We start from the raw sequence: 20,053 nt of genomic DNA, 5'->3' as shown, positions 1-20,053 counted from the left end.
CGCGGGCTACAGGGAGGCCGCCAGCTCGGTCGCCTGCTTGATGGCCCGCTTTGCGTCGAGCTCGGCCGCGACGTCCGCGCCGCCGATGACATGGACGCCATCAGCCACGAGGTCCCGCACCGACTCCTGGCCGGCGCACAGCACGATCGTGTCGACCTCGAGCACCCGCTTGACCGGCGTCGCCTTCTCATCCTTCTTGATGCTGATGTGCAGGCCCTCGTCGTCGATCCGCTCGTAGGTCACGCCGCCGATCATCTCGACCTTGCTGTCCTTGAGCGTCTGCCGGTGCACCCAGCCAGTGGTCTTGCCCAGCCCCTTGCCAAGCGATGATGTCTTGCGCTGCAGCAGGTAGATCACGCGCCGAGGTTCGTGCGGCTTCTTCTCCGTCAGCCCACCGACGGCCTCCGGGTCCTCCGTGACGCCCCACCGGTCCATCCAGTCGTGCAACTTCTCGTCCGGGTCCTGCAGCAGGAACTCACTGACGTCGAAACCGATCCCGCCGGCACCGATGACAGCCACCCGGTGGCCGGCCTCGACCTCGCCACGCAGCAGGGCGTCGTACGCCACGACCTTGGGGTGATCGATGCCCGGGATGCTCGGCAGTCGGGGCTTGACCCCGGTCGCGAGGACCACGTCGTCGTACGCCGCGAGGTCGGCCTGGCTGGCGACCGTCGAGAGGCGTACATCCACGCCCAGGACCTCGAGTCGCCGGGTGTAGTAGCGCAACGTCTCGCGGAACTCTTCCTTGCCGGGGATCCGCATGGCCATCTGGAACTGGCCACCGATCTCGTCGCGCGCCTCGAAGACGGTGACCTGGTGGCCGCGTTCGGCCAGCGACACCGCGGCGGCCAGGCCGGCCGGACCGGCACCGACGACCGCGACCTGCTTGGCCCGCGCCTTCGGGACCGGCAGCAGCACGAGCTCCTTCTCACGGCCCGCACGCGGGTTGACCAGGCAGGTGGCCCGCTTGTTGGCGAAGGTGTGATCCAGGCAGGCCTGGTTGCAGGCGATGCAGGTGTTGATCTCGTCCGCGCGGTCCTCGGCTGCCTTGTTGGCGAAGTCCGGGTCAGCCAGCATCGGGCGCGCCATCGAGATCAGATCGGCCTTGCCGCTCGCCACGATCTCGTCGCCGACCTCAGGCGTGTTGATCCGGTTGGACGTCATCACGGGGATGCCGACCTCGGCCTTGATCCGCGCGCTCCAGTCGGCGAACGCTGCGCGCGGCACCGAGGTGACGATCGTGGGGACCCGCGCCTCGTGCCACCCGATGCCGGTGTTGAGCATCGATGCGCCGGCCTCCTCGATCTGGTGCGCCAGCTGGACGACCTCATCCCAGGTCTGGCTCTTGTCGACCAGGTCGACCAGCGAGATGCGGTAGTCGATGACGAAGTCGTCACCCACAGCGTCGCGCGTGCGCCGCACGATCTCGACCGGGAATCGCATTCTCTTCTCAGCGGATCCGCCCCAGACGTCCGTGCGGTTATTGGTACGTGCCGCCAGGAACTGGTTGATCAGGTAGCCCTCGGAGCCCATGATCTCGACGCCGTCGTAACCCGCCCGCTTGGCGAGCGTGGCCGCTCGGACGAACGCGTCGATGGTCTTGTCCACGCCGCGGGTGCTGAGCGCGCGCGGCTTGAACGGCGTGATCGGCGACTTGCGCGAGGACGCCGACCGGATCAGCGGGTGATATCCGTAGCGTCCAGCATGCAGCACCTGCAACAGGATTCGGCTGTCGTGCTCGTGTACGGCCTCGGTCACCTGCTTGTGCTTGTCGGCCGCGCGGCCGGTGCGCATCAGCGATCCCGCCGGCAGCAGCCAACCCTCGACATTGGGTGCGAAGCCACCGGTGATCAGCATCGCGGTGCCGCCCTTGGCCCGCTCGGCGAAGTAAGCGGCCAGCTCCGGGAGGTGCTTCGAACGGTCCTCGAGGCCAGTGTGCATCGACCCCATAACGATGCGGTTGCGCAACGTCAGGTGGCCGACCTGGAGAGGCGAGAGCAGGTGGTCGTAGGTCACGGCTTCTCCTGAGGTGGTGCTGAATTTGGTTGGGGTCCAAGCAGATCGAGCATCTCGTCGCACCAGGCCACATAGGTCTGCTCGGTGCGGATGCCGCCGCGGAGCACGAGGTAGACCGGCAGGTCGGCCTCCGCCACCGCAGATGGGTCGGGGTAGTGCTTGGCGGCGTTGCGCTCGTAGTAGTCCAGCTGTTTGACGTGGTGCTCACGCTGTCGCCGGATGTCGTCCACGACAGCCGCGCGGTCGCCGTACTGCATGCCGCGCACCTTGACCGCGAACTCGCTGCGCACGGTCTCGGGTGGTGTCGGCTTGCGCGTCCACGCCTCGAGCTCGTGGCGGCCCTGATCGGTCAGCGCGTAGACCTTGCGGTCCGGACGGCTGCCTCCGGCCTCGACCTCCGACGCGACGGTGCCGTCGGTCTCCATCCGCGCCAGCGTCCGGTAGATCTGCTGGTGGCTCGCGCGCCAGAAGAAGCCGAGGGACAGGTCGAAGCGACGCGTCAGGTCATAGCCGCTGGCCGACTGCTCGGCCAGCGACACGAGGATCGCGTGCTCCAACGACATGCGCCAAGTTTCATATGCACCTTGTTGCATAGTCAAGGCCGATGTCAGCAAACGGCCGTACGGTGCAGGTATGCCTACCCGCGTCCCTGCACCAGAGTTCGCCACCCTTGGGCTCGATGACTGGCGCTACGTCGCCGGGACCCTCGAAGCGACGTTCCGTCTCACGTCGTACGCCGAGGCCGGCGCCTTCGCGTCCCGCGTCGCGGCCGCCGCCGACAAGCTGGGTCACCACCCGGCGATCAACGTGCGCTACCCCGGCGTCGTGCACGTCGTCACGACCACCCACGAGATCCACGCAGTGTCCGAGCGAGACCTCGCCCTGGCGCGCAAGCTGAGCGAGCTGGCCATCGGTGCGTCCGTCGTCTCCGACCCACGCGCCTCCCTCGTGGTCGAGCTGGCGATCGACGCGCTCGACATCGACGCGGTCCGGCCCTTCTGGAAGGCCCTGCTGGCCTACGAGGACGAGCCGCCGTGGGTCGAGGGCGACACCATCCGCGCCATCTCCGATCCGCGCGGCGTCGGTCCAGCAGTGTGGTTCCAGCAGATGGACGAGCCGCGAGAGCAGCGCAACCGCATCCATTTCGACGTCCTGATGCCCCACGACGTAGCCGAGCAGCGCTTGGCCGATGCCCTTGCAGCCGGTGGCCATCTCGTCAGCGACACGCGCGCCAAGGCGTTCTGGATCCTCGCGGACGCCGAGGGCAACGAGGCCTGCATCTGCACCTGGCAGGACCGCGAGTAGGCCACCAGTTCGGCCGTCAGTCCTGGCCCCCCAGGTGGTCTGCCAGCTGATCGGCCGCCCGCCCGAATGCCGCGCGCGCTGTCGGCGAGAGACCCGCCAAGAGCTCGTCCTCTCCACTGTGGATCTCGCGCTGCACGGCGCGCATGACATCCGCACCTGCGTCCGTGGCGGTCAACGCGTTCGCCCGCCGGTCCGCACCGGGCGTTCTGACCAGGCATCCCATCGACTCCAGATGGTCCAGATCGGCCACGATCCGGTTGCGGCTGTAGTCGAGCAGCCCGGCGACCTCGTTCTGGTTCAGCGCCGGTCGCGCGCAGACGACCGCCAGCACGGCGTACTGCCACATCGTCAGACCGTGGCTCTCCGCCGCATCGTCCTCGATCCGGCGCAGCGCCTTGGCGATGGGATGGATCGAGGAGAGCAGGTCGCGACGCTCGGCAGGCATGGCGCAGATGCTACCGACCGATACCCATTGCAATAGTCACCACTTGGTGATTATCTAGATCTATGACTACCACGGACCAGCGAGACCTGCACCGAGAAGCCCTGGCCGCCGCGACCACCCACGTCGTACGACTGACCGACGCCGACCTCACGAACGCCAGTGCGTGCGCCGGCTGGGACCTGGCAACACTCCTCGCCCACATGGTCGGTCAGCACCGTGGCTTCGCCACCCTCCTCAGTCAGGGAGCGGCGCCCGAATCCGCTTATTCACCAGAGCGTTTCACTCAGACAGCGTGGCAGGGGTCCGTCGCTGACCTGATCAGTGCATTCGCCGGCGTAGATCTGGACAGGACGCTTGTCGAGATCGAGCTGCATCCCACCCAACCCCTGCCGGTCCATGTCCTGTTGGGCGCGCAGCTGCTCGATACCGTGGTCCATACCTGGGACCTGGCATGGGGACTTGGCGAACGCTTCGAGCCATCGCCCGCGCTGGCGGATGCCGTCCTCGCGATCGCTGAGCAGATTCCCGACGACGACGGTCGCGAACGACCCGGTGCGGCCTTCGCCCACGCGGTTCCGTCCGCGAGCTCGGGATGGCACCGCGCACTTGCCCTTCTCGGCCGCGATCCCGCCACCGTCGGCGCAGGAGGCTAACCTCGCGTCTTGTGAGTGACTTCGTCGACGCAGGCGGCACGCTGGTTCATTTCGTCGAGCACGGTGATGCTCGTCCTCAGCATGGCACCGTCCTGCTGATGCACGGATTCTCGTGCGACCACCGTTTGATGACAGGGGGATTCGAGCCGGTCTTCACCGCTCGTGACGGCTGGCGCCGCGTCTACCTCGACCTGCCGGGCCATGGCCGCAGCATCGCCGGTCCAGACATCGACTCCACCGACGCGGTACTCAGGGCCGTCACGATCGCGGCGTCCCGCCTGATTCCCGACGGTCCTCTCCTGCTGGCCGGCCAGTCGTACGGCGGCTATCTCATCCAGGGGATGATCCGCACCGACCCGGGGCGCTACGCGGGCGCCTGCATGGTCGCTCCGCCGACGATCGCTCAGCACGATCGCCGGATCCTGCCCGAGCACCAGGTCCTGGCGCGCGATGACGCTGCGCTCGCAGACGTGACGCTGGCCCCGGACAGCGCCTTCGAGGAAGTCTCTGTCGTCAAGGACGCTCGCACGCTGGAGCGCACCCAGCAGGAGGTGCAACCGGGCATCGACCTGTCCGACACGGCCACCCTCGAACGCATCGAGAAGCGCTACACCGGGTCCTTCGAGGATGCGCCGGTCCAGGTGTTCGACCGCCCGAGCCTGCTGGTCACGGGCCGGCAGGACGCCATTGTCGGCTACGTCGACCAGTGGTCGCTGACCGAGCAGTTCTCGCGACTGACGTCGGCTGTCCTTGATCGCGGCGGCCACAACGTGCACATCGAGCAGGAAGTGCTGTTCAGCGCCCTCGTCCACGAGTGGCTCGACCGGGTCGAGGAGTCGTTGTCCTGACGCGGCGCGTCAGTCGAACCACATCCGCATGGTCGGTGCCTTCGACACGTTGAAGCCGGCCCGCGCGTACATGCCCTGTCCTTCGTACGTCGCATGGAGCTCGGCGGACTCGGCACCCGCGTCCTCGCGAGCCCACCGCATGACCTCATCGAACGCGAGCTGCGCGTGCCCCCGGCGCCGTGCGTGCGGCAGCGTCGCGACGTTGTGCACATAGAGCTGTCGCCCGCGGTCGCTCCCGGGTGACGGCACGATCGCGCGCAACGACCCCATGGCGGAGGCGACGACCTCACCGTCGACCTCGACCACGGCCAGGCAGACGTCGGGCGAGCTCCAGTGCTGGTCGAACCACTCGCCGGCGGCCTGCTGCCACGACGGGTCGTCCCAACCAGGGCTGTTCATCGCCTCGAACATCGTGGTCCGAAGGGCGACGAACGCGTCGCGGTCAGCCGCGACTGCCCGGCGTACGAATCGCTCTGCCACTCAACGACTTCCGTCGCCAGACGAGTTAAGAACCCGGCCCAGCCGGAGCAGCGCCTCATCGATGAGAGCCGGCTCGCAGGCGTGCGTGATCCGGAACCAGCCTGGCTCGTCACCGTGGAACACCGAGGCCGGCGCGATGTTGATCTTGGCCTCGTCGAAGATCCGCCGCCGCAGGTCCTCCTCTGCCTCCCACGTCTGCTCAGGGAGATGAGCGCGCAGGTCCGCCCACGAGAAGACACCCGCCTCGGCACCGGTCGGCGGGAGACCGAGCCGGCCGAGCCCGCGCTCCAGGTGGTTGCACGAGGCGGCCAGCCGGAGCCGGCTCTCGGCGAGGAACCCACTGATCCACTGGTCGTCGGCGAGGAGCTCGATGATCGTGCGCTGGACGTCGGTCGACACCGGCGCGAGGTAGGCCTGAGCCGCCACCGCGGCATGCAGCTCGACGTTGGTGGTGTGCAGGATGCCGACCTTGAAGCCGGACAACGCGAAGTCCTTCGCGAACCCCCACACGACGTGCACATGCTCCGCGCCGTGCGCGAGGGCGGACGCGAACGGAGTCTCCCCGAACGCCGACATCGCATAGATCTCGTCCACGATCAGGTGTACGCCGAGCTCTCGCGTCACGCGGACGAGCTCGGCGATCGCGTCGGCCGAGTGCACTCGGGCCGTCGGGTTGTGCGGCGAGATGAGTGCGACAGCGCCCACCCGGCGACCCTCGGCTCGGGTCGCCTCGATCGCGGCGACCACCGCGGCCGGCGACAGCGCAAAGCCATCGTCGCTGGACAGCTGCGCAGGCACGATCGTGGCGCCCGCGCGGACGGAGAAGTCGATCTCGAAACCGCCGTAGAACGGCGCCGGCACGATGACCGCGTCCCCGAGATCACAGGTCGCGTAGGCGACCGCGTCGAGGATGGCTGAGGTGCCCGACATGGCGATCAGGTGCTCGGGGTCGAGGGACACCGCGACGGACGAGCCGAGCACCCGAGCAACGGTGGCCCGGAACTCCTGTGTGCCGTGCAGCACGCCGTAATGCGTGTCATCCGCAGTGACCGGCCGCGCGGCCGCCAGACGTGGCTCGAGCAGGTCGAAGACGAGGTGGTTCTCGGCCGTGCCGAGATTGACGTAGCCACCTGGATTGCGTTCTGGGTCAAAGGGATCCGCAACGGCGGTGAAGTGAGCCTCGACCAGATGACTGGGCTGGCCGACGAAGCGCCGGCCACGCTCCGACATCGGCAGCGCGCTGACGAGATCCTCCGTCATGCGGTGCCTCCGGTGATCAGACCCGGGTGCACCCCGAGACCCATAGACGCGTCGATCACGGCGCCGTGCAGGACCCGCGCCGCGTCGCTGCACAGGAATCTGATCACTTCCGCGATCTCACCCGGCTCGATGAGACGTCCCTTGGGCAGCCCCGCCTCGAAGGCGACGCGCTGTGCCGGGTCGAGCCCGTCAAGGCTGCTCGCCGCGAACATCGCGGTGTCCGTGGCACCTGGGCAGACCGTGAACACGTCGACCGGGGTCTTGGCGAACTCGGCCGCGAGCTGTCGTCCCATGAACGCCACCGCCGCCTTGCTCATGCCGTCGGCCAGCCGGAAGCTCGGGAACTGCGTCACTCCCCCGCCCACGCTCGCCACCGAGACAACCTTGCCGAAGCCGCGCTCGACCATGCCCGGCACGATCGCCTGCGTCAGCCACAGGACGCCAACAGCGTTGACCTGCAACAGCGCTCGGTCCTGGGAGGCGGGCGTGTCGGCGTACGAGTCGACCGTCTTGGAGCCCAAGCCGGCGTTGTTGATGAGTACGTCAACCGGAGCCGGCAGCTGCGCGAGCAGCGCCTCCTGACTGTCCAGGTCACCCTGATCGAACGGCAGCGCCAGGGCAGAACCACCGGCTGCGCTCACTTCGGCGACGAGGGCCTGTGCGCGGTCGGCTCCGCTGCGATAGGTGAAGATCACCTGATCGCCCTGGCTGGCAAAAGCCCGAACCGTCGCGGCGCCGATGCCGCTCGATCCCCCGGTCACAAGAACAGTGCGAGTCATTGCGCTCGACAGTATCCGAGGCGGTGGCGGTGGCGCCTCCGACTACGGATTCTGTTGTCAGCCTTGCTCGTTGGCCTTGACGATGACCACCGGGCAACGCGCCGCCTGCAACACCTTCTGACTGACCGAGCCGAGCAGCTTGCCGGTGAATCCGCCTCGCCCGCGGCTGCCGAGCACGAGCACGTCCGACTGCTCTGACTGAGCAGCCAGCACCTTGGTGCTCGGCCCGTTGACCACCTCGACGACGACGTCGACATCGGGATGCGCCTCCCGAGCAACCTTGGTGGCAGCTTCAACCCGCTCACGCTGCCGCTTCTCGATCCGCTGCCAGGGCTCACCGTCACGGTCGGTGACAACGAACCCGTCGACCACCTCGAGGTACCAGCTGGAGACACACACCACCGTGCTCCCACGAGCCGCCGCGGCAGCAAAGGCGATCTCCGCGGCTGCTGCGCTGTCGCGGCTGCCGTCGATGCCGACCGCGATGCGCTTCTTCGGCGGCGCACTGGGATCGACCCCGGCGTTGACGACAGCCACCGGACAGGTGGCGTGCATCGCCGTGTTGAGCGAGGTCGTACCGAGTACCCGCTCCCCCAGCCCGCCCTTGCGACCGGACCCCACCACCAGCATCAGGGCGGTGTCCTCCCGGGCGAGCAGCGCAGCCGAGGCGGCGCCGGCCGTCTCGGTCGCCACGATCTCCAGGTCCGGGTGCGCGGCACGAACCCGCCCGACGAGTTCGTCGGCCACCCGCGGCGCGGAACCCTGCGCCCGGAGGGCATCGAGCGTCTCGCTGCTGGCGATGGTCGGGTCGTCCTGCACGGCGCCGACGGCCGCGACTTCGTTGGAGTGCAAGAGGTGCAGCGGCAGCTTGTGCAAGGCCGCCGCTGAAGCGGCCCACGCGACGGCCGCGTTGTCGGTCCCGGAGCCATCAACCCCGACCACAACTGGTCCGTGCGGGTCCCCACCCTTGACGTACACGTATCCGTGAGCGCTCATGTCTCATTATGTGGGGGCCCTCCCGACCGAGGTCCAGGGCGACAACGCGGCAATCAGATCTCGATGTGCGCACCCATCACGATCGTGCGGGACTCAGGCAGGCCGAAGTACTGGGCCGGGTTGGCCGCGTTGTGGGCCAGCCCGACGAAGATGCGCGCCCGCCAGCGCGAGATCGCCGGTGTCCGGCTTGGCTCGACGCGAATGCGCGACAAGAAGTAGTACGCCTCGTCCGGGTCGATCGGCAGGCCCTGCGCCTGTGCCTGTCGCAGCGCCGCGGGCACGTCTTGGTCGTCCTGGAAACCGAACCGGAGCCGTACGTGGTCGATGGAGTCGGAGGCATCGCCGAGGTCGTCGAAGGTCACCCGCTCCTCGAGCGGAACATGCGGCACGTTGTCCGAGACGGTCGTCACGATGAAGGACTTCTCGTGGATGACGTGGTTGAAGCTGACGTTCTGGCGCAGCGCCAACGGCGTCGTGGCGGCGTTGGGATGCAGGAAGACCGCGGTGCCCGGGACCTTGGTGAGACCGCCGGCGTTGACCTTGTCGATGAACGGCATGAGCGGACCCTCCTTCTCCGCTCGGCGCGCGCTGACGATGCGACCGCCCTGGCGCCAGGTGAACATCACCGTGGCCACCAGCGCTGCGATGAGGGCCGGCAACCAGCCGCCGTGGACGACCTTGGTGAGGTTGGCGCTGAAGAACGTCAGCTCCGGTACCCCGAACAGCACGGCCACCAGGACGATTCGCCAACGCGGCCACTTCCACGCCGCCTGGGCGTAGATCAGGAACAGGGTCGTCGTCAGGATGAACGTCGCCGTGACCGCCAGGCCGTACGCCGTCGCGAGCTTGGCGGAGGATCGGAACGCGAACATCAGCAGGAGGACCCCGACGAACAGGATCCAGTTGATGGCGGGGACGTAGATCTGGCCCCCCTCGTTCGAGGTGTGGATGACGGTCTGTCGCGGCAGGAAGCCGAGGCGCTCAGCCTGCCGTGACACCGAGTACGCGCCGGAGATGACCGCCTGGGACGCGATGACCGTCGCCGCCGCCGCCAGCACCACGAGCGGGAGCTGCGCCCAGCCCGGCGCGAGCTCGAAGAACGGGCTGCTGACGGTCTTCGGGTCGTTCAGGATCAGAGCCGCCTGGCCGAGATAGTTCAGCGTCAGGCACGGGAACACCATGAAGAACCAGGCCCGGCGGATCGGCGCGCGGCCGAAGTGGCCCATGTCGGCGTACAACGCCTCGGCTCCGGTGATCGCCAGGACCACGGCTCCCATGGCGATGAAGGCGACGAACGGGCGATCGAGGACGAACGCGAGGGCGTACGTCGGTGACAGGCCCGCGAGAATCCCGGGCCGGTCGATGACCGGGCGGATCCCGAGGACGCCGAGCGTCAGGAACCACACGACCATCACCGGGCCAAAGGCGCGACCGATCACCTGGGTGCCGAACCGCTGCACGACGAACAGCGCCACGATGATCACGACGGCCACCGGGAGGATGACGCCTTCGACACTGGGCGCCGCGACCTCCAGACCCTCCATGGCGCTCAGGACCGAGATCGCCGGCGTGATGAGGCTGTCACCGAAGAACAGCGATGCGCCGATGACGCCGAGAACCATGACCAGTGGGACGCGCCGGTCACCGCGCGGCAGTGACCGCCTGGCAAGAGCCGCGAGCGCGAGGATGCCGCCCTCGCCATCGTTGTCAGCACGCAGGATGAGCCCGACGTACTTGATGGTGACGATCAGCGTGATGGCCCAGAAGATCAGCGACACCACGCCGTAGACGTCGCTCTCGGTGAGCTGCACCTTGTTGTGGTCGATGCTGAACACCGTCTGCATCGCATAGAGCGGACTGGTGCCGATGTCGCCGAACACGACGCCCAACGCACCGAGGAAGAGAACTCCAGCAGGCGAACGGTGCGCAATCTGCCGGGACGAGGTCACGAGCGCGATTCTGCACCCACGTAAGGTCACCGTCCATGCACCCGGGTCCGCCGACGTGTTCGGTGAGACGTCCGTAACGTGTCTACATATCAGCGAACTCGCGCGGAAGTCCGCCTCGCGGGTCCTGGGCGACCACGGTTGTGCACGTCGGACCGGACATCGGCGGGTACGACGAAGGGCGGCCCTCCCCGAAGGGAGAGCCGCCCAGCGCGTACGGGTTCGTGGCTTTAGAAGCCCATGTCTCCCATGCCACCCGACGGGTCGGCCGGAGCCGCCCCAGCCTTCTCGGGCTTGTCGGCGATGACGGCCTCGGTCGTCAGGAACAGCGCAGCGATCGAGCCGGCGTTCTGCAGCGCGGAGCGCGTCACCTTGGCCGGGTCGATGATGCCGTCCTTGATCATGTCGACGTAGTCACCGGTCGCAGCGTTGAGGCCCTCGCCGGGCTTCAGCGAGCGAACCTTCTCGACCACGACGCCCGGCTCGAGGCCGGCGTTGAACGCGATCTGCTTCAGCGGAGCCTCGGCGGCCACGCGCACGATGTTCGCGCCGGTCGCCTCGTCACCCTCGAGCTTCAGACCCTTGAACGCAGCGTCGGTCGCCTGCAGCAGAGCGACGCCACCACCGGCGACGATGCCCTCCTCAACAGCAGCCTTCGCGTTGCGGACAGCGTCCTCGATGCGGTGCTTGCGCTCCTTGAGCTCGACCTCGGTCGCGGCACCCGCCTTGATGACGGCGACGCCACCGGCCAGCTTGGCCAGGCGCTCCTGCAGCTTCTCGCGGTCGTAGTCGGAGTCGCTGTTCTCGATCTCGGCGCGGATCTGAGCGACCCGACCCGAGATGGCGTCGGCCTCGCCGGCACCCTCGACGATCGTCGTCTCGTCCTTGGTCACGACGACCTTGCGAGCGCGACCCAGCAGGTCCAGCTCGGCAGTGTCGAGCTTCAGGCCGACCTCCTCGGAGATGACCTGACCACCGGTGAGGATGGCGATGTCACCGAGCATGGCCTTGCGACGGTCACCGAAGCCGGGAGCCTTGAGAGCCACCGACTTGAAGGTGCCACGGATCTTGTTGACCACCAGGGTCGACAGGGCCTCGCCCTCGACGTCCTCGGCGATGATCGCGAGCGGCTTGCCCGACTGCATGACCTTCTCCAGCAGCGGGAGCAGGTCCTTGATGTTCGAGATCTTCGAGTTGACCACGAGGATGTAGGGGTCCTCCAGGACCGTCTCCATGCGCTCGGTGTCGGTCACGAAGTAACCCGAGATGTAGCCCTTGTCGAAGCGCATGCCCTCGGTCAGCTCGAGCTCCAGACCGAAGGTCTGGCTCTCCTCGACCGTGATCACGCCTTCCTTGCCGACCTTGTCCATGGCCTCGGCGATGAGCTCGCCGATCTGGGGGTCAGCAGCGGAGATCGAGGCAGTCGCAGCGATCTGCTCCTTGGTCTCGATGTCCTTGGCCTGGTCGAGCAGCGACTCAGAAACAGCAGCGACTGCGGCTTCGATGCCCCGCTTGAGGGCCATCGGGTTGGCACCCGCCGCAACGTTGCGCAGACCCTCCTTGACCATGGCCTGGGCCAGGACGGTGGCCGTCGTCGTGCCGTCACCGGCGACGTCGTCGGTCTTCTTGGCGACCTCCTTGACCAGCTCAGCGCCGATCTTCTCGTAGGGGTCCTCGAGCTCGATCTCCTTGGCGATGCTCACACCATCGTTGGTGATGGTGGGGGCGCCCCACTTCTTCTCGAGCACGACGTTGCGGCCCTTGGGGCCAAGCGTCACCTTGACGGCGTCGGCAAGGGTGTTCATACCCTTTTCGAGACCGCGGCGCGCCTCCTCGTCGAATGCAATGAGCTTTGCCATGCGCGGTGGTTCCTCCCACACGAAAGCGAATCGACCGCACGACGCCCGCGACGGACGAGACCGATCCCCGCAGGCTCACGTCGCCTATGAGGCCAGCCCCTCGACGTACGGTCTGGTCTGTCACTCTCACAGGGAGAGTGCTAAGGCCATGATTAGCACTCGACCCCTCCGAGTGCAAATGCGAGTCACTCTGTGTTCGGGCCTCCGGTACGCCGACCGCTCGGCTCCGCGGCGACCGCACCTTCGCGCAGCTGCTCCTTGAGCTGGTCCTGCTGACGCCGGCGGCGCACCTCGTGCGCGGCGATGCCGATCGCGATCGCCACCGGGACGACGTACTTCGCCACCGCGACCGCTGCCGTGACCCAGCCCGGGAGCTCCCAGTCGGGCAGGTCCCAGTCCGGCAGCGGCAGCGATGGGAGGTCGATCGACGGCAGGTTCACATCCGGGAGCCGGTCGGTCAGCCAGCCCAGCAGCAGCTTGACGAGCAGCCCCAGCCCGAGAAGGGGCACGAGGAGGCCGGCGACGGCACCGACGACGTGACGGGCGGCGTACAACCGCGGGTGCTCGCGCGCCTTGGCCTCAAGCCGGGCAGCCTTCGACCCGGGCTCGGGATCGAGGTCGACGTCCAGGTCGCCGCGGGTCAGCGTCGCGCGGCGCACTGAACCGAGGGTGGTCAGTCGGATCGTGAGGTGGCCGAGGTCGGGGCGATCGTCGTCGCCGAGCGTCACGCGCTTGTCAGAGGACTTCGCGCGGGCCATCTCCTCACCGTCGACGGTGAGGACGAGGACTTGGCTAAGCCCTTGCTCGTGCTTGCTGAGGACGTAGTCGTGCCCGCCAACGGTGATCAGGTATCGCTGCTCGGTCGCCACGTCTGCCATGGTGCCGGCCGCGGGCCGCCGAGCGCATCGGCCGAGGGTTCAGGTGGCTGTCGACTTTGGTGTCGGCGCCACCGACGAACGGATCAGGCGGCGAGCGCGGCCGGGACCGGTGTGCAGTCGTGGGCGAGCCGGTCGAGGAGGTCGCCGATCGGTGCCGGCGCCTCGAGCCAGCCCTCGACGCTCACGCCGAGGAGGTCCTCCACCGTCTGGCAGAGCGCGAACAGCTCGACGAGATCGTGTCGTTGGTCGAGGGTGAGGCCGCTCGTGGCACGGGCCCGATGGAGGCTGTCAGCCTCGAGACCGGTGCACCGGGCGACGATCGTGTCGCAGAGGGCGAACTCCGCACGAAGGTCATCGAGAAGCTCTCGTACGGAGCGATGGGCGTTACGGTCGACGCGGCGAACGAACGCCGCACGGGACGGGTCACGCTCACCCAGTCCGTCGCTGCTCACTGTGTCGGTAGCCATGTGGGTGCGACGGGTCGACCCCGCCAGATCGTTCCGACCGCTTGGCTGGGCGGAATGTGAGGTACAGAGGACACGAGTAACGCCCGCCCCGGCCTTGCACCGAGACGGGCGTTACTTGATCGTGGGGCTCAGAGCTCGATCCCGAGCCGGCGCGCCGACCGCTGCTTCTGACGTGAGGCCCGCAGCCGCCGGAGCCGCTTGACGAGCATCGGGTCGTGGGCCAGAGCCGACGAGCTGTCGATCAAAGAATTGAGAACTTGGTAGTAGCGAGTGGAGCTCATGTCGAACCGCTCGCGGATCATCTGCTCCTTGGCGCCGGGGTACTTCCACCACTGGCGCTCGAACGACAAGATCTCTTGGTCGCGTTGGCTCAGCTCGTCGCTGTGCGGCTGCTGGGCCTGCTCCGCGGCACTCATGGATGTCCGGTCCTCCATCGACGCCTGAACGACGTCGTCGTGATCGATGTCCGCTTCCGATGATAGGGCCGAAATCACAACGGTGTCATTCATGGTTGAGGCGTTTGGGACTGATGTGACGGCTGTGGCCAATGAGGCGTTGAGGTCACTCACCCCGCGACGATACGGCACCAACCAGGTCACCGTGGGGCGCCGGGAGCGACTCGTGACCGAGCCCACGTACCTCGTTCGCGTCGCCCTCGTCGTCCGCCTGGACCTCTGCGTTCGCGGCTTCGTCCGCGGCGGGCTCGGTGTACGCCGGCACGTCGCGCAGGCTGACCAGGGCGACTGCAGCGGTGATGACGAAGACCACCACGGCGATCGCTGATGCGATCACCAGGCCCGAGCTGAAAGCGTCCCGCGCGCTGCCCATCAGCGCTGCCGAGGTGCTGGACGGCAGGTGCTTGGCGACGTCCACGGCTCCACCGATGGAGTCGCGCGCCTGGGCCTGCTGGTCCGAGCTGAGACCGTTCGGCACCGCGATGCCGGAGCGGTACACGACGGCGCTCAGGCTGCCCATCAAAGCGATACCGAACGCGATGCCCATCTCGGCGGCGGTCTCGGACACCGATGCGGCGGAGCCGGCCTTCTCCGGCGGCGCCGAGCCGACGACCAGGTCGATGATCAACGCGACCGGGAACGCGATGCCCGACGGCACAGAGCGCGAAGCCGACGACCAGCGGGAGCGGGCTGTCGCCGTACCCGGTGGCCAGGGTTGCCACCCCGATCACGACGAAGCCGACCGCACTGACGAGCAGTCCACCACTCATGATGTACGCCGGCCGGATGCGCTGGGCGACGCGCGGCGCCGACAGCGAGGCGCCCACCATCAGCAGCTGCACCGGGACCATCCAGGCGCCGGACGCGAGCGGGCTGAGCCCGAGGACGAGCTGCAGGTACAGGGTGGTCAGCAGGAACGTGCCCGCCATGACGAGGCCGCTGACGACGTTGATGCCGAGCGAGACGGAGAAGCGGCGAATCCTGAACAGTCGCACGTCGATCAGCGGGTGGGTCAGGCGGCTCTGGCGGCGGATGAACAGCACGCCCATCGCGACACCGAAGGCTGCCACGAGGACGGGCACCGACTCGAAGCCGTGCCGCGCGGTCTCCTTGAGGCCGTACACGACCGGCAGGATCGCGGTCAGGCTGAGGGCCACGCTGGTGATGTCGAGGTGCCCCGGGTTGGGGTCGCGGTACTCCGGCAGCAGAGCCGGCGCGGCGATGAAGAGCAGGACCATGACAGGCACGGCGAGCAGGAACACCGAGCCCCACCAGAAGTGCTGCAGCATCACACCGGCGGTCAGCGGGCCGACGACCATGCCGCCCATGAAGCAGCTCATCCAGACGGCGATCGCCATCGCGCGCTGCTGGGGCCGCTGGAACATGTTGCTGATCAGGGCGAGGGTCGACGGCATCAGCGTGGCGCCGGTGACGCCCATCAGCGCGCGGGCCACGATGAGCATCTCGCTGGAGGTGCTGTACGCCGCCAGCACCGACGCGGCGGCGAAGCCGGCCGAGCCGATCAGGAGCAGCTTGCGGCGGCCGACGCGGTCGCCCAGCGTGCCCATGGTGACGAGGAAGCCGGCGACCATGAAGCCGTATGCGTCCATGATCCACAGCTGCTGAGTGCTGCTGGGCCGAAGGCTCTCGGCCAGGCTCGGGAGCGCGAGGTAGAGCACGCTCATGTCGATTGACAGCAGCAAGGTGGGCAGTGCCAGCACCGCGAGCCCCACCCACTCCCGTGTGGTGGCGGCCGCCGGGGCGGTCTTGGTCGTGATGCTCATGTCGCCTTCTCCGTTGTCTCTCGTCATGCCCAGATCGGAACGGGCTCTGCGTGCCCTCACCACCTCCACGAACGGGCTGTCCCGGATGCGACAGACCACGACGAACAATCTCGGCGGGTGTTGCTGACGCTAGCGGGCTTGAGTCCTAAAAAACAACTACTTAGTCATTTTTAGTTACTCCAGTGCTACTCTCGTTGGCATGGCTACGCACCGTTCGTACGACGACAGCTGCGGTATGGCGCACGCGCTCGACCTGGTCGGTGAGCGCTGGTCCCTTCTGGTGGTTCGCGAGCTGATGCTCGGACCGCAGCGCTTCACCGACCTCAAGGACGCCCTGCCCGGCATCAGCCGCAACGTCCTCACCGACCGGCTGAGCGAGCTCGCCGAGTCGGGCATCCTCATGCGCACCCAGCTCGCGCCGCCGGCCGCGTCCAAGGTCTACGAGCTGACCGAGTGGGGCTACGAGCTCGAGCCGATCATCAAGGCGATCGGCCGGTGGGGCGCGCGTTCGCCGCAGCACCGACCCGATCTGCACCTGAGCGTGAGCTCGGCCGTGCTGTCGCTACGCACCAACTTCGACGCAGGTGCGAGCGGCGGGGTCGACGCGTCGTACGGCCTCGTGCTCGACCAGGACCACTTCGCCATCTGGATCTCCGACCAGGAGCTGGACATCCAGCGAGGCGACCCGGACTCACCGTCGGCGACCCTCACCACGGACCCGATGACGTTGGCCGGGATGCTCTACGGCGGCCTGCCGCTGACTGACGCGGAGCGTGGCGGTCAGGTGACGATCGACGGCAACCGAGCGGCCGTACGCCGTCTGGTCGGGCTGTTCACCCTGCCGGAGAAGGCCGCGGTGCCTGCCTGACTGGCGCGTCGTCCGAACGGCGAACGGTGCGTGCGGAATCCACCGCTCCCGTCCTCCCGGTGACACGGTGACTCGACAGGGCCGATCACTGCGAGAGGGACACTATGAGCCACACCATCAACGGACGTTCGGTGCGACTCGGCATCGCCGGCCTCGCGTTCTCAGCGGTAGCGCTTGCCGGGTGCAGCTCTGACTCGGACGGATCCGCCACGGAGGGCGCCGCTTCCAGCAGGAGCCAGCCCAGTCGTACGGCATCCTCGGCGAGCGCGCCGGCGTCCCGGTTGGATGTCATCCGGCAACGCAAGGTGATGACGGTCTGCACGACAGGCGACTACCGGCCGTTCACCTATCTGGACCCGAAAACCAAGCAGTACCAAGGCATTGACGTCGACATGGCCAAGAGCCTCGCGACCTCACTCGACGCTCGGATCCAGTGGGTGCCGACGACGTGGAAGACGCTGATGCCCGACTTCACCACGAAGTGCGACATCGGGATGGGCGGCGTCTCGATCTCGACCGAGCGAGCCCAGCAAGCGTTCTTCAGCGAGCCGGTCCTCACCGAGGGCAAGACGCCGATCACGTTGTGCAAGAACGTCGCTCGCTATGACACGGTCGCTGAGATCAACGCTCCAGGCGTCCGGTCGATCACGCCCGAGGGCGGCACCAACGAGAAGTTCGCGCGGGCGAACTATCCGCGGGGGACGGTGACGACGTGGAAGGACAACAACACGATCTTCGACCAGATCATCGCGGGCAAGGCTGACGTGATGACGACTGATGCGTCGGAGACCGTCTGGGTCGCGCACACCCACCCGCAGCTGTGCGCAGTGCACCCGGAGAAGCCGTTCAACTTCAGCCAGAAGGCCTATCTCGTGCCACGGGGCGACACGGTGTTTCAGGAGTACGTCAACCAGTGGCTGACCACAGCCCGCCACGACGGCACCTGGTCCAAGGCGACCAAACCGTGGTTCGGAGCCACGACGCTGTCCTGATTGTGGCAGCCGTGGAGTCTTCTGCCGGAAGCGTGTCGCATCCGGCGTGCGCCGTTCGTAGACCAGGTAGAGGCGGGCACTCGGCCGCGCCCTGAACGAGGAGCAGATATGACGGAATACCTCATCTACTTCAACCAGCAGTGGGTGGGCGACCACGACGAGGAGTGGTTCCGAGGACGCGCACCGCTGGCCAAGGCCGTCGTCGACGAGATGAGGTCGGCGGGCGTGTACGTCTTCGCCGGTGGACTGGTCGAGGACGTCGACGAGGCCGTCACAGCGGACGCCACCAGCGGCACGGTGCTCTTCACGGACGGTCCGTTCGCGGAGTCCAAGGAGCACCTGGGCGGGCTCGCGGTCGTAGAGGTGCCGGACCTGGACGCCGCCAAGGTGTGGGCCGGCAAGCTCGCCGTGGCGTGCGGCTGGCCGCAGGAGGTACGCGAGTTCGGGTCGCACCCTGACGCGGGCTGAGCCCGACGCGGGCTGAGCCCGACGCGGTCGGTGGCTCCCAGTGCGGGCCGGACCTGGGGGCCCGAAGGACCAGCGAGTCGCGTCAGGCCATGGAGTCGAGGATGGCGGTGATGTCCTCGCGCGTCGTCCGGGGGTTGACGATCGCGAAGCGGGCCAGCGTCTCGCCCTCGTGCGAGGTCGGCACGACGAAGCCCTCCTGCCGCTCCAGCAGACCGTCGGACCACGCGTGGTAGTCCTGAGTCGACCAGTCGAGCCGGCGGAAGACCAGCACCGAGAGATCGGCATCGCGCACGACCTCGAGGTAGTCCCGTCGGCCAACCTCGGCCTCGGCGAACCGCGTGATCTCGAGCGTCTGCTCGATCGCGGTCGTGTAGGCGTCGGTGCCGTTGGCCACCAGCGAGAACCAGAACGGCAGCCCTCGCGCGCGCCGGGTCAGCCCGACGGAGTAGTCCGTCGGGTTCCAGTCGGGTGCGTCGTTGAGGACGTCGAGGTACGACGCGTGCTGGGTGTGCGCGACGCGTGCTAGAGCCGGCTCGCGATAGAGCAACGCGCAGCAGTCGAACGGCGCGAACAGCCACTTGTGCGGGTCGACGATGAAGGAGTCGCACCGCTCGACACCGGTGTACTTGTCGCGGACCGACGGCGCGGCCAGCCCGGCACCGCCGTACGCACCGTCGACGTGGAACCAGATGCCGAACTCCTCGCACACATCAGCGATCGAGTCGAGGTCATCGATGACGCCGAAGTTGGTGCTGCCAGCTGTCGCGACGACGGCGAAGAATGTCTCGGGACCGTTGTCCTCCAACACCTTTCGCAGGTTGGCGCCAGTCATCTGCATGCGGTCGTTCATCGGCACCGGCACCTGCTCGGCATCCATCACCCGGCAGGCGGTCGCGATCGAGGAGTGCGAGCCGACGGTCGCTGCGATGCGATAGGGGCGTACGCCCTCGGCCGCGTGCTCCCGCGCGGCGGCACGAGCCGTGACGAGGGCGGACAGGTTGCCGATCGTGCCGCCCTGCACGAAGGAGCCGCCGGCCTCGTCCGGGAGGCCGACCAGGTCGGCGATCCAGCGCAACGCCTGGTTCTCGGCGTACACCGCGCCGGCGCCCTCGAGCCACGAGCCGGCATAGATCGACGAGGCGCCGACCACGAGGTCGAACATCGCGGCCTCACGGGTCGGCGCGCACGGGATGAACGATAGGTAGCGCGGGTGGTCGGTCGACAGGCAGGCGAGCGCGAGATGCTCCTCGAACAGCTGGAGCGCGGGTCGCCCGCCGCGGCCCTTGGCCGTGATCGCTCCGCCGGCCACCGCGTCGAGATCGGCCTTGGTCGCCGAGCTGTCGAGAGGCACCGGGTCGAGCGCGAGTCGTTCGGCGGCGTAGCGGAGGATGTCCTCGCCCAACGCCTTGGTCTCATCGGTGAACCCATGCACGCCCGGAGTCTAGGCCGACCGGATGGAGAGCCAAGACCAGTCGTCCTGCGAGGCGACGATGCCGGCTCGGACGAGCCTGCGAGGCGACGATGCCGGCTCGGACGAGCCTGCGAGGCCGACCG

Annotated in this window: 20 protein-coding genes; 6 read left to right on the top strand and 14 right to left on the bottom strand. The window is 67.8% G+C overall.

Annotation, left to right across the window (positions count from 1 at the left end; genetic code table 11):
• Positions 1 to 6: 6 nt before the first annotated feature.
• Both VV02_RS08000 and VV02_RS07995 read right to left on the bottom strand, forming a co-directional pair.
• Positions 7 to 2,016 carry an NADPH-dependent 2,4-dienoyl-CoA reductase gene (locus tag VV02_RS08000; RefSeq protein ID WP_052590896.1) on the bottom strand — a complete coding sequence of 670 codons (2,010 nt, stop codon included), beginning with the start codon at positions 2,014 to 2,016 and terminating at the stop codon, positions 7 to 9.
• Positions 2,013 to 2,579 carry a PadR family transcriptional regulator gene (locus VV02_RS07995; protein WP_052590895.1) on the bottom strand — a complete coding sequence of 189 codons (567 nt, stop codon included), beginning with the start codon at positions 2,577 to 2,579 and terminating at the stop codon, positions 2,013 to 2,015. Before VV02_RS07995 ends, VV02_RS08000 begins: the two co-directional genes overlap by 4 nt.
• A gap of 70 nt (positions 2,580 to 2,649) precedes the next feature.
• Between VV02_RS07995 and VV02_RS07990 the strand changes: the two genes are divergently transcribed.
• On the top strand, positions 2,650 to 3,321 hold the full coding sequence (locus tag VV02_RS07990; protein ID WP_052590894.1) for a VOC family protein: 672 nt from the start codon (positions 2,650 to 2,652) through the stop codon (positions 3,319 to 3,321).
• A 16-nt stretch (positions 3,322 to 3,337) separates the two neighbouring features.
• On the opposite strand, the gene VV02_RS07985 is transcribed toward VV02_RS07990, so the two are convergent.
• Positions 3,338 to 3,766, bottom strand: coding sequence for a MarR family winged helix-turn-helix transcriptional regulator (locus VV02_RS07985; protein WP_052590893.1), 429 nt, complete (start codon positions 3,764 to 3,766; stop codon positions 3,338 to 3,340).
• A 62-nt stretch (positions 3,767 to 3,828) separates the two neighbouring features.
• Between VV02_RS07985 and VV02_RS07980 the strand changes: the two genes are divergently transcribed.
• Entirely contained in the window at positions 3,829 to 4,419 is a 591-nt protein-coding gene (locus VV02_RS07980; RefSeq protein ID WP_052590892.1) for a TIGR03086 family metal-binding protein, read from the top strand.
• Between the two features lie 11 nt (positions 4,420 to 4,430).
• The gene (locus VV02_RS07975) at positions 4,431 to 5,267 is read left to right on the top strand and encodes an alpha/beta fold hydrolase (protein ID WP_052590891.1); all 837 of its coding nucleotides are present in this window, start codon (positions 4,431 to 4,433) and stop codon (positions 5,265 to 5,267) included.
• A gap of 9 nt (positions 5,268 to 5,276) precedes the next feature.
• Here VV02_RS07975 and VV02_RS07970 read toward each other — a convergent pair whose 3' ends face one another.
• The 10 genes from VV02_RS07970 to VV02_RS07925 form a co-directional block, all read right to left on the bottom strand.
• Positions 5,277 to 5,747, bottom strand: a complete 471-nt coding sequence (locus VV02_RS07970) for a GNAT family N-acetyltransferase (protein ID WP_052590890.1) — start codon at positions 5,745 to 5,747, stop codon at positions 5,277 to 5,279.
• A complete protein-coding gene (locus VV02_RS07965; protein ID WP_083449995.1) occupies positions 5,748 to 7,007 on the bottom strand; it encodes an aminotransferase class I/II-fold pyridoxal phosphate-dependent enzyme in 1,260 nt (419 codons plus the stop codon).
• Positions 7,004 to 7,786, bottom strand: a complete 783-nt coding sequence (locus VV02_RS07960) for an SDR family NAD(P)-dependent oxidoreductase (RefSeq protein WP_052590889.1) — start codon at positions 7,784 to 7,786, stop codon at positions 7,004 to 7,006. Before VV02_RS07960 ends, VV02_RS07965 begins: the two co-directional genes overlap by 4 nt.
• Positions 7,787 to 7,843: 57 nt before the next feature.
• Complete coding sequence (locus VV02_RS07955) at positions 7,844 to 8,782, bottom strand: universal stress protein (RefSeq protein WP_052590888.1); 939 nt, start codon at positions 8,780 to 8,782, stop codon at positions 7,844 to 7,846.
• Between the two features lie 53 nt (positions 8,783 to 8,835).
• Positions 8,836 to 10,731 carry a potassium transporter Kup gene (locus tag VV02_RS07950; RefSeq protein WP_218917376.1) on the bottom strand — a complete coding sequence of 632 codons (1,896 nt, stop codon included), beginning with the start codon at positions 10,729 to 10,731 and terminating at the stop codon, positions 8,836 to 8,838.
• Positions 10,732 to 10,958: 227 nt separating this feature from the next.
• Positions 10,959 to 12,587: a chaperonin GroEL gene (gene groL / locus VV02_RS07945; RefSeq protein ID WP_052590887.1), complete on the bottom strand. Its 1,629-nt coding sequence runs from the start codon at positions 12,585 to 12,587 to the stop codon at positions 10,959 to 10,961.
• A gap of 185 nt (positions 12,588 to 12,772) precedes the next feature.
• Complete coding sequence (locus VV02_RS07940; RefSeq protein ID WP_157063330.1) at positions 12,773 to 13,456, bottom strand: hypothetical protein; 684 nt, start codon at positions 13,454 to 13,456, stop codon at positions 12,773 to 12,775.
• A gap of 92 nt (positions 13,457 to 13,548) precedes the next feature.
• The gene (locus VV02_RS07935) at positions 13,549 to 13,932 is read right to left on the bottom strand and encodes a hypothetical protein (protein WP_052590885.1); all 384 of its coding nucleotides are present in this window, start codon (positions 13,930 to 13,932) and stop codon (positions 13,549 to 13,551) included.
• A gap of 128 nt (positions 13,933 to 14,060) precedes the next feature.
• The gene (locus VV02_RS07930) at positions 14,061 to 14,348 is read right to left on the bottom strand and encodes a DUF3263 domain-containing protein (protein WP_083450492.1); all 288 of its coding nucleotides are present in this window, start codon (positions 14,346 to 14,348) and stop codon (positions 14,061 to 14,063) included.
• Positions 14,349 to 14,527: 179 nt separating this feature from the next.
• The gene (locus tag VV02_RS07925; RefSeq protein ID WP_245633017.1) at positions 14,528 to 16,171 is read right to left on the bottom strand and encodes an MFS transporter; all 1,644 of its coding nucleotides are present in this window, start codon (positions 16,169 to 16,171) and stop codon (positions 14,528 to 14,530) included.
• Positions 16,172 to 16,370: 199 nt separating this feature from the next.
• Here VV02_RS07925 and VV02_RS07920 point away from each other — a divergent pair, with 199 nt between their 5' ends.
• From VV02_RS07920 to VV02_RS07910, 3 genes are all read left to right on the top strand, one after another.
• Positions 16,371 to 17,039 carry a winged helix-turn-helix transcriptional regulator gene (locus VV02_RS07920; protein ID WP_052590884.1) on the top strand — a complete coding sequence of 223 codons (669 nt, stop codon included), beginning with the start codon at positions 16,371 to 16,373 and terminating at the stop codon, positions 17,037 to 17,039.
• Positions 17,040 to 17,143: 104 nt separating this feature from the next.
• Complete coding sequence (locus VV02_RS07915) at positions 17,144 to 18,031, top strand: transporter substrate-binding domain-containing protein (protein WP_052590883.1); 888 nt, start codon at positions 17,144 to 17,146, stop codon at positions 18,029 to 18,031.
• 108 nt (positions 18,032 to 18,139) lie between these two features.
• Complete coding sequence (locus tag VV02_RS07910; RefSeq protein WP_052590882.1) at positions 18,140 to 18,499, top strand: YciI family protein; 360 nt, start codon at positions 18,140 to 18,142, stop codon at positions 18,497 to 18,499.
• An 82-nt stretch (positions 18,500 to 18,581) separates the two neighbouring features.
• Here the strand turns inward: VV02_RS07910 and VV02_RS07905 are convergent, their stop codons facing one another.
• Positions 18,582 to 19,931: a pyridoxal phosphate-dependent decarboxylase family protein gene (locus VV02_RS07905; protein ID WP_052590881.1), complete on the bottom strand. Its 1,350-nt coding sequence runs from the start codon at positions 19,929 to 19,931 to the stop codon at positions 18,582 to 18,584.
• Positions 19,932 to 20,053 lie beyond the last annotated feature (122 nt).

This window comes from Luteipulveratus mongoliensis (assembly GCF_001190945.1).
Taxonomy (GTDB): domain Bacteria; phylum Actinomycetota; class Actinomycetes; order Actinomycetales; family Dermatophilaceae; genus Luteipulveratus; species Luteipulveratus mongoliensis.
Note: the sequence above shows the minus strand (reverse complement) of the source record. Positions and strands in the feature narration are given on the sequence as shown.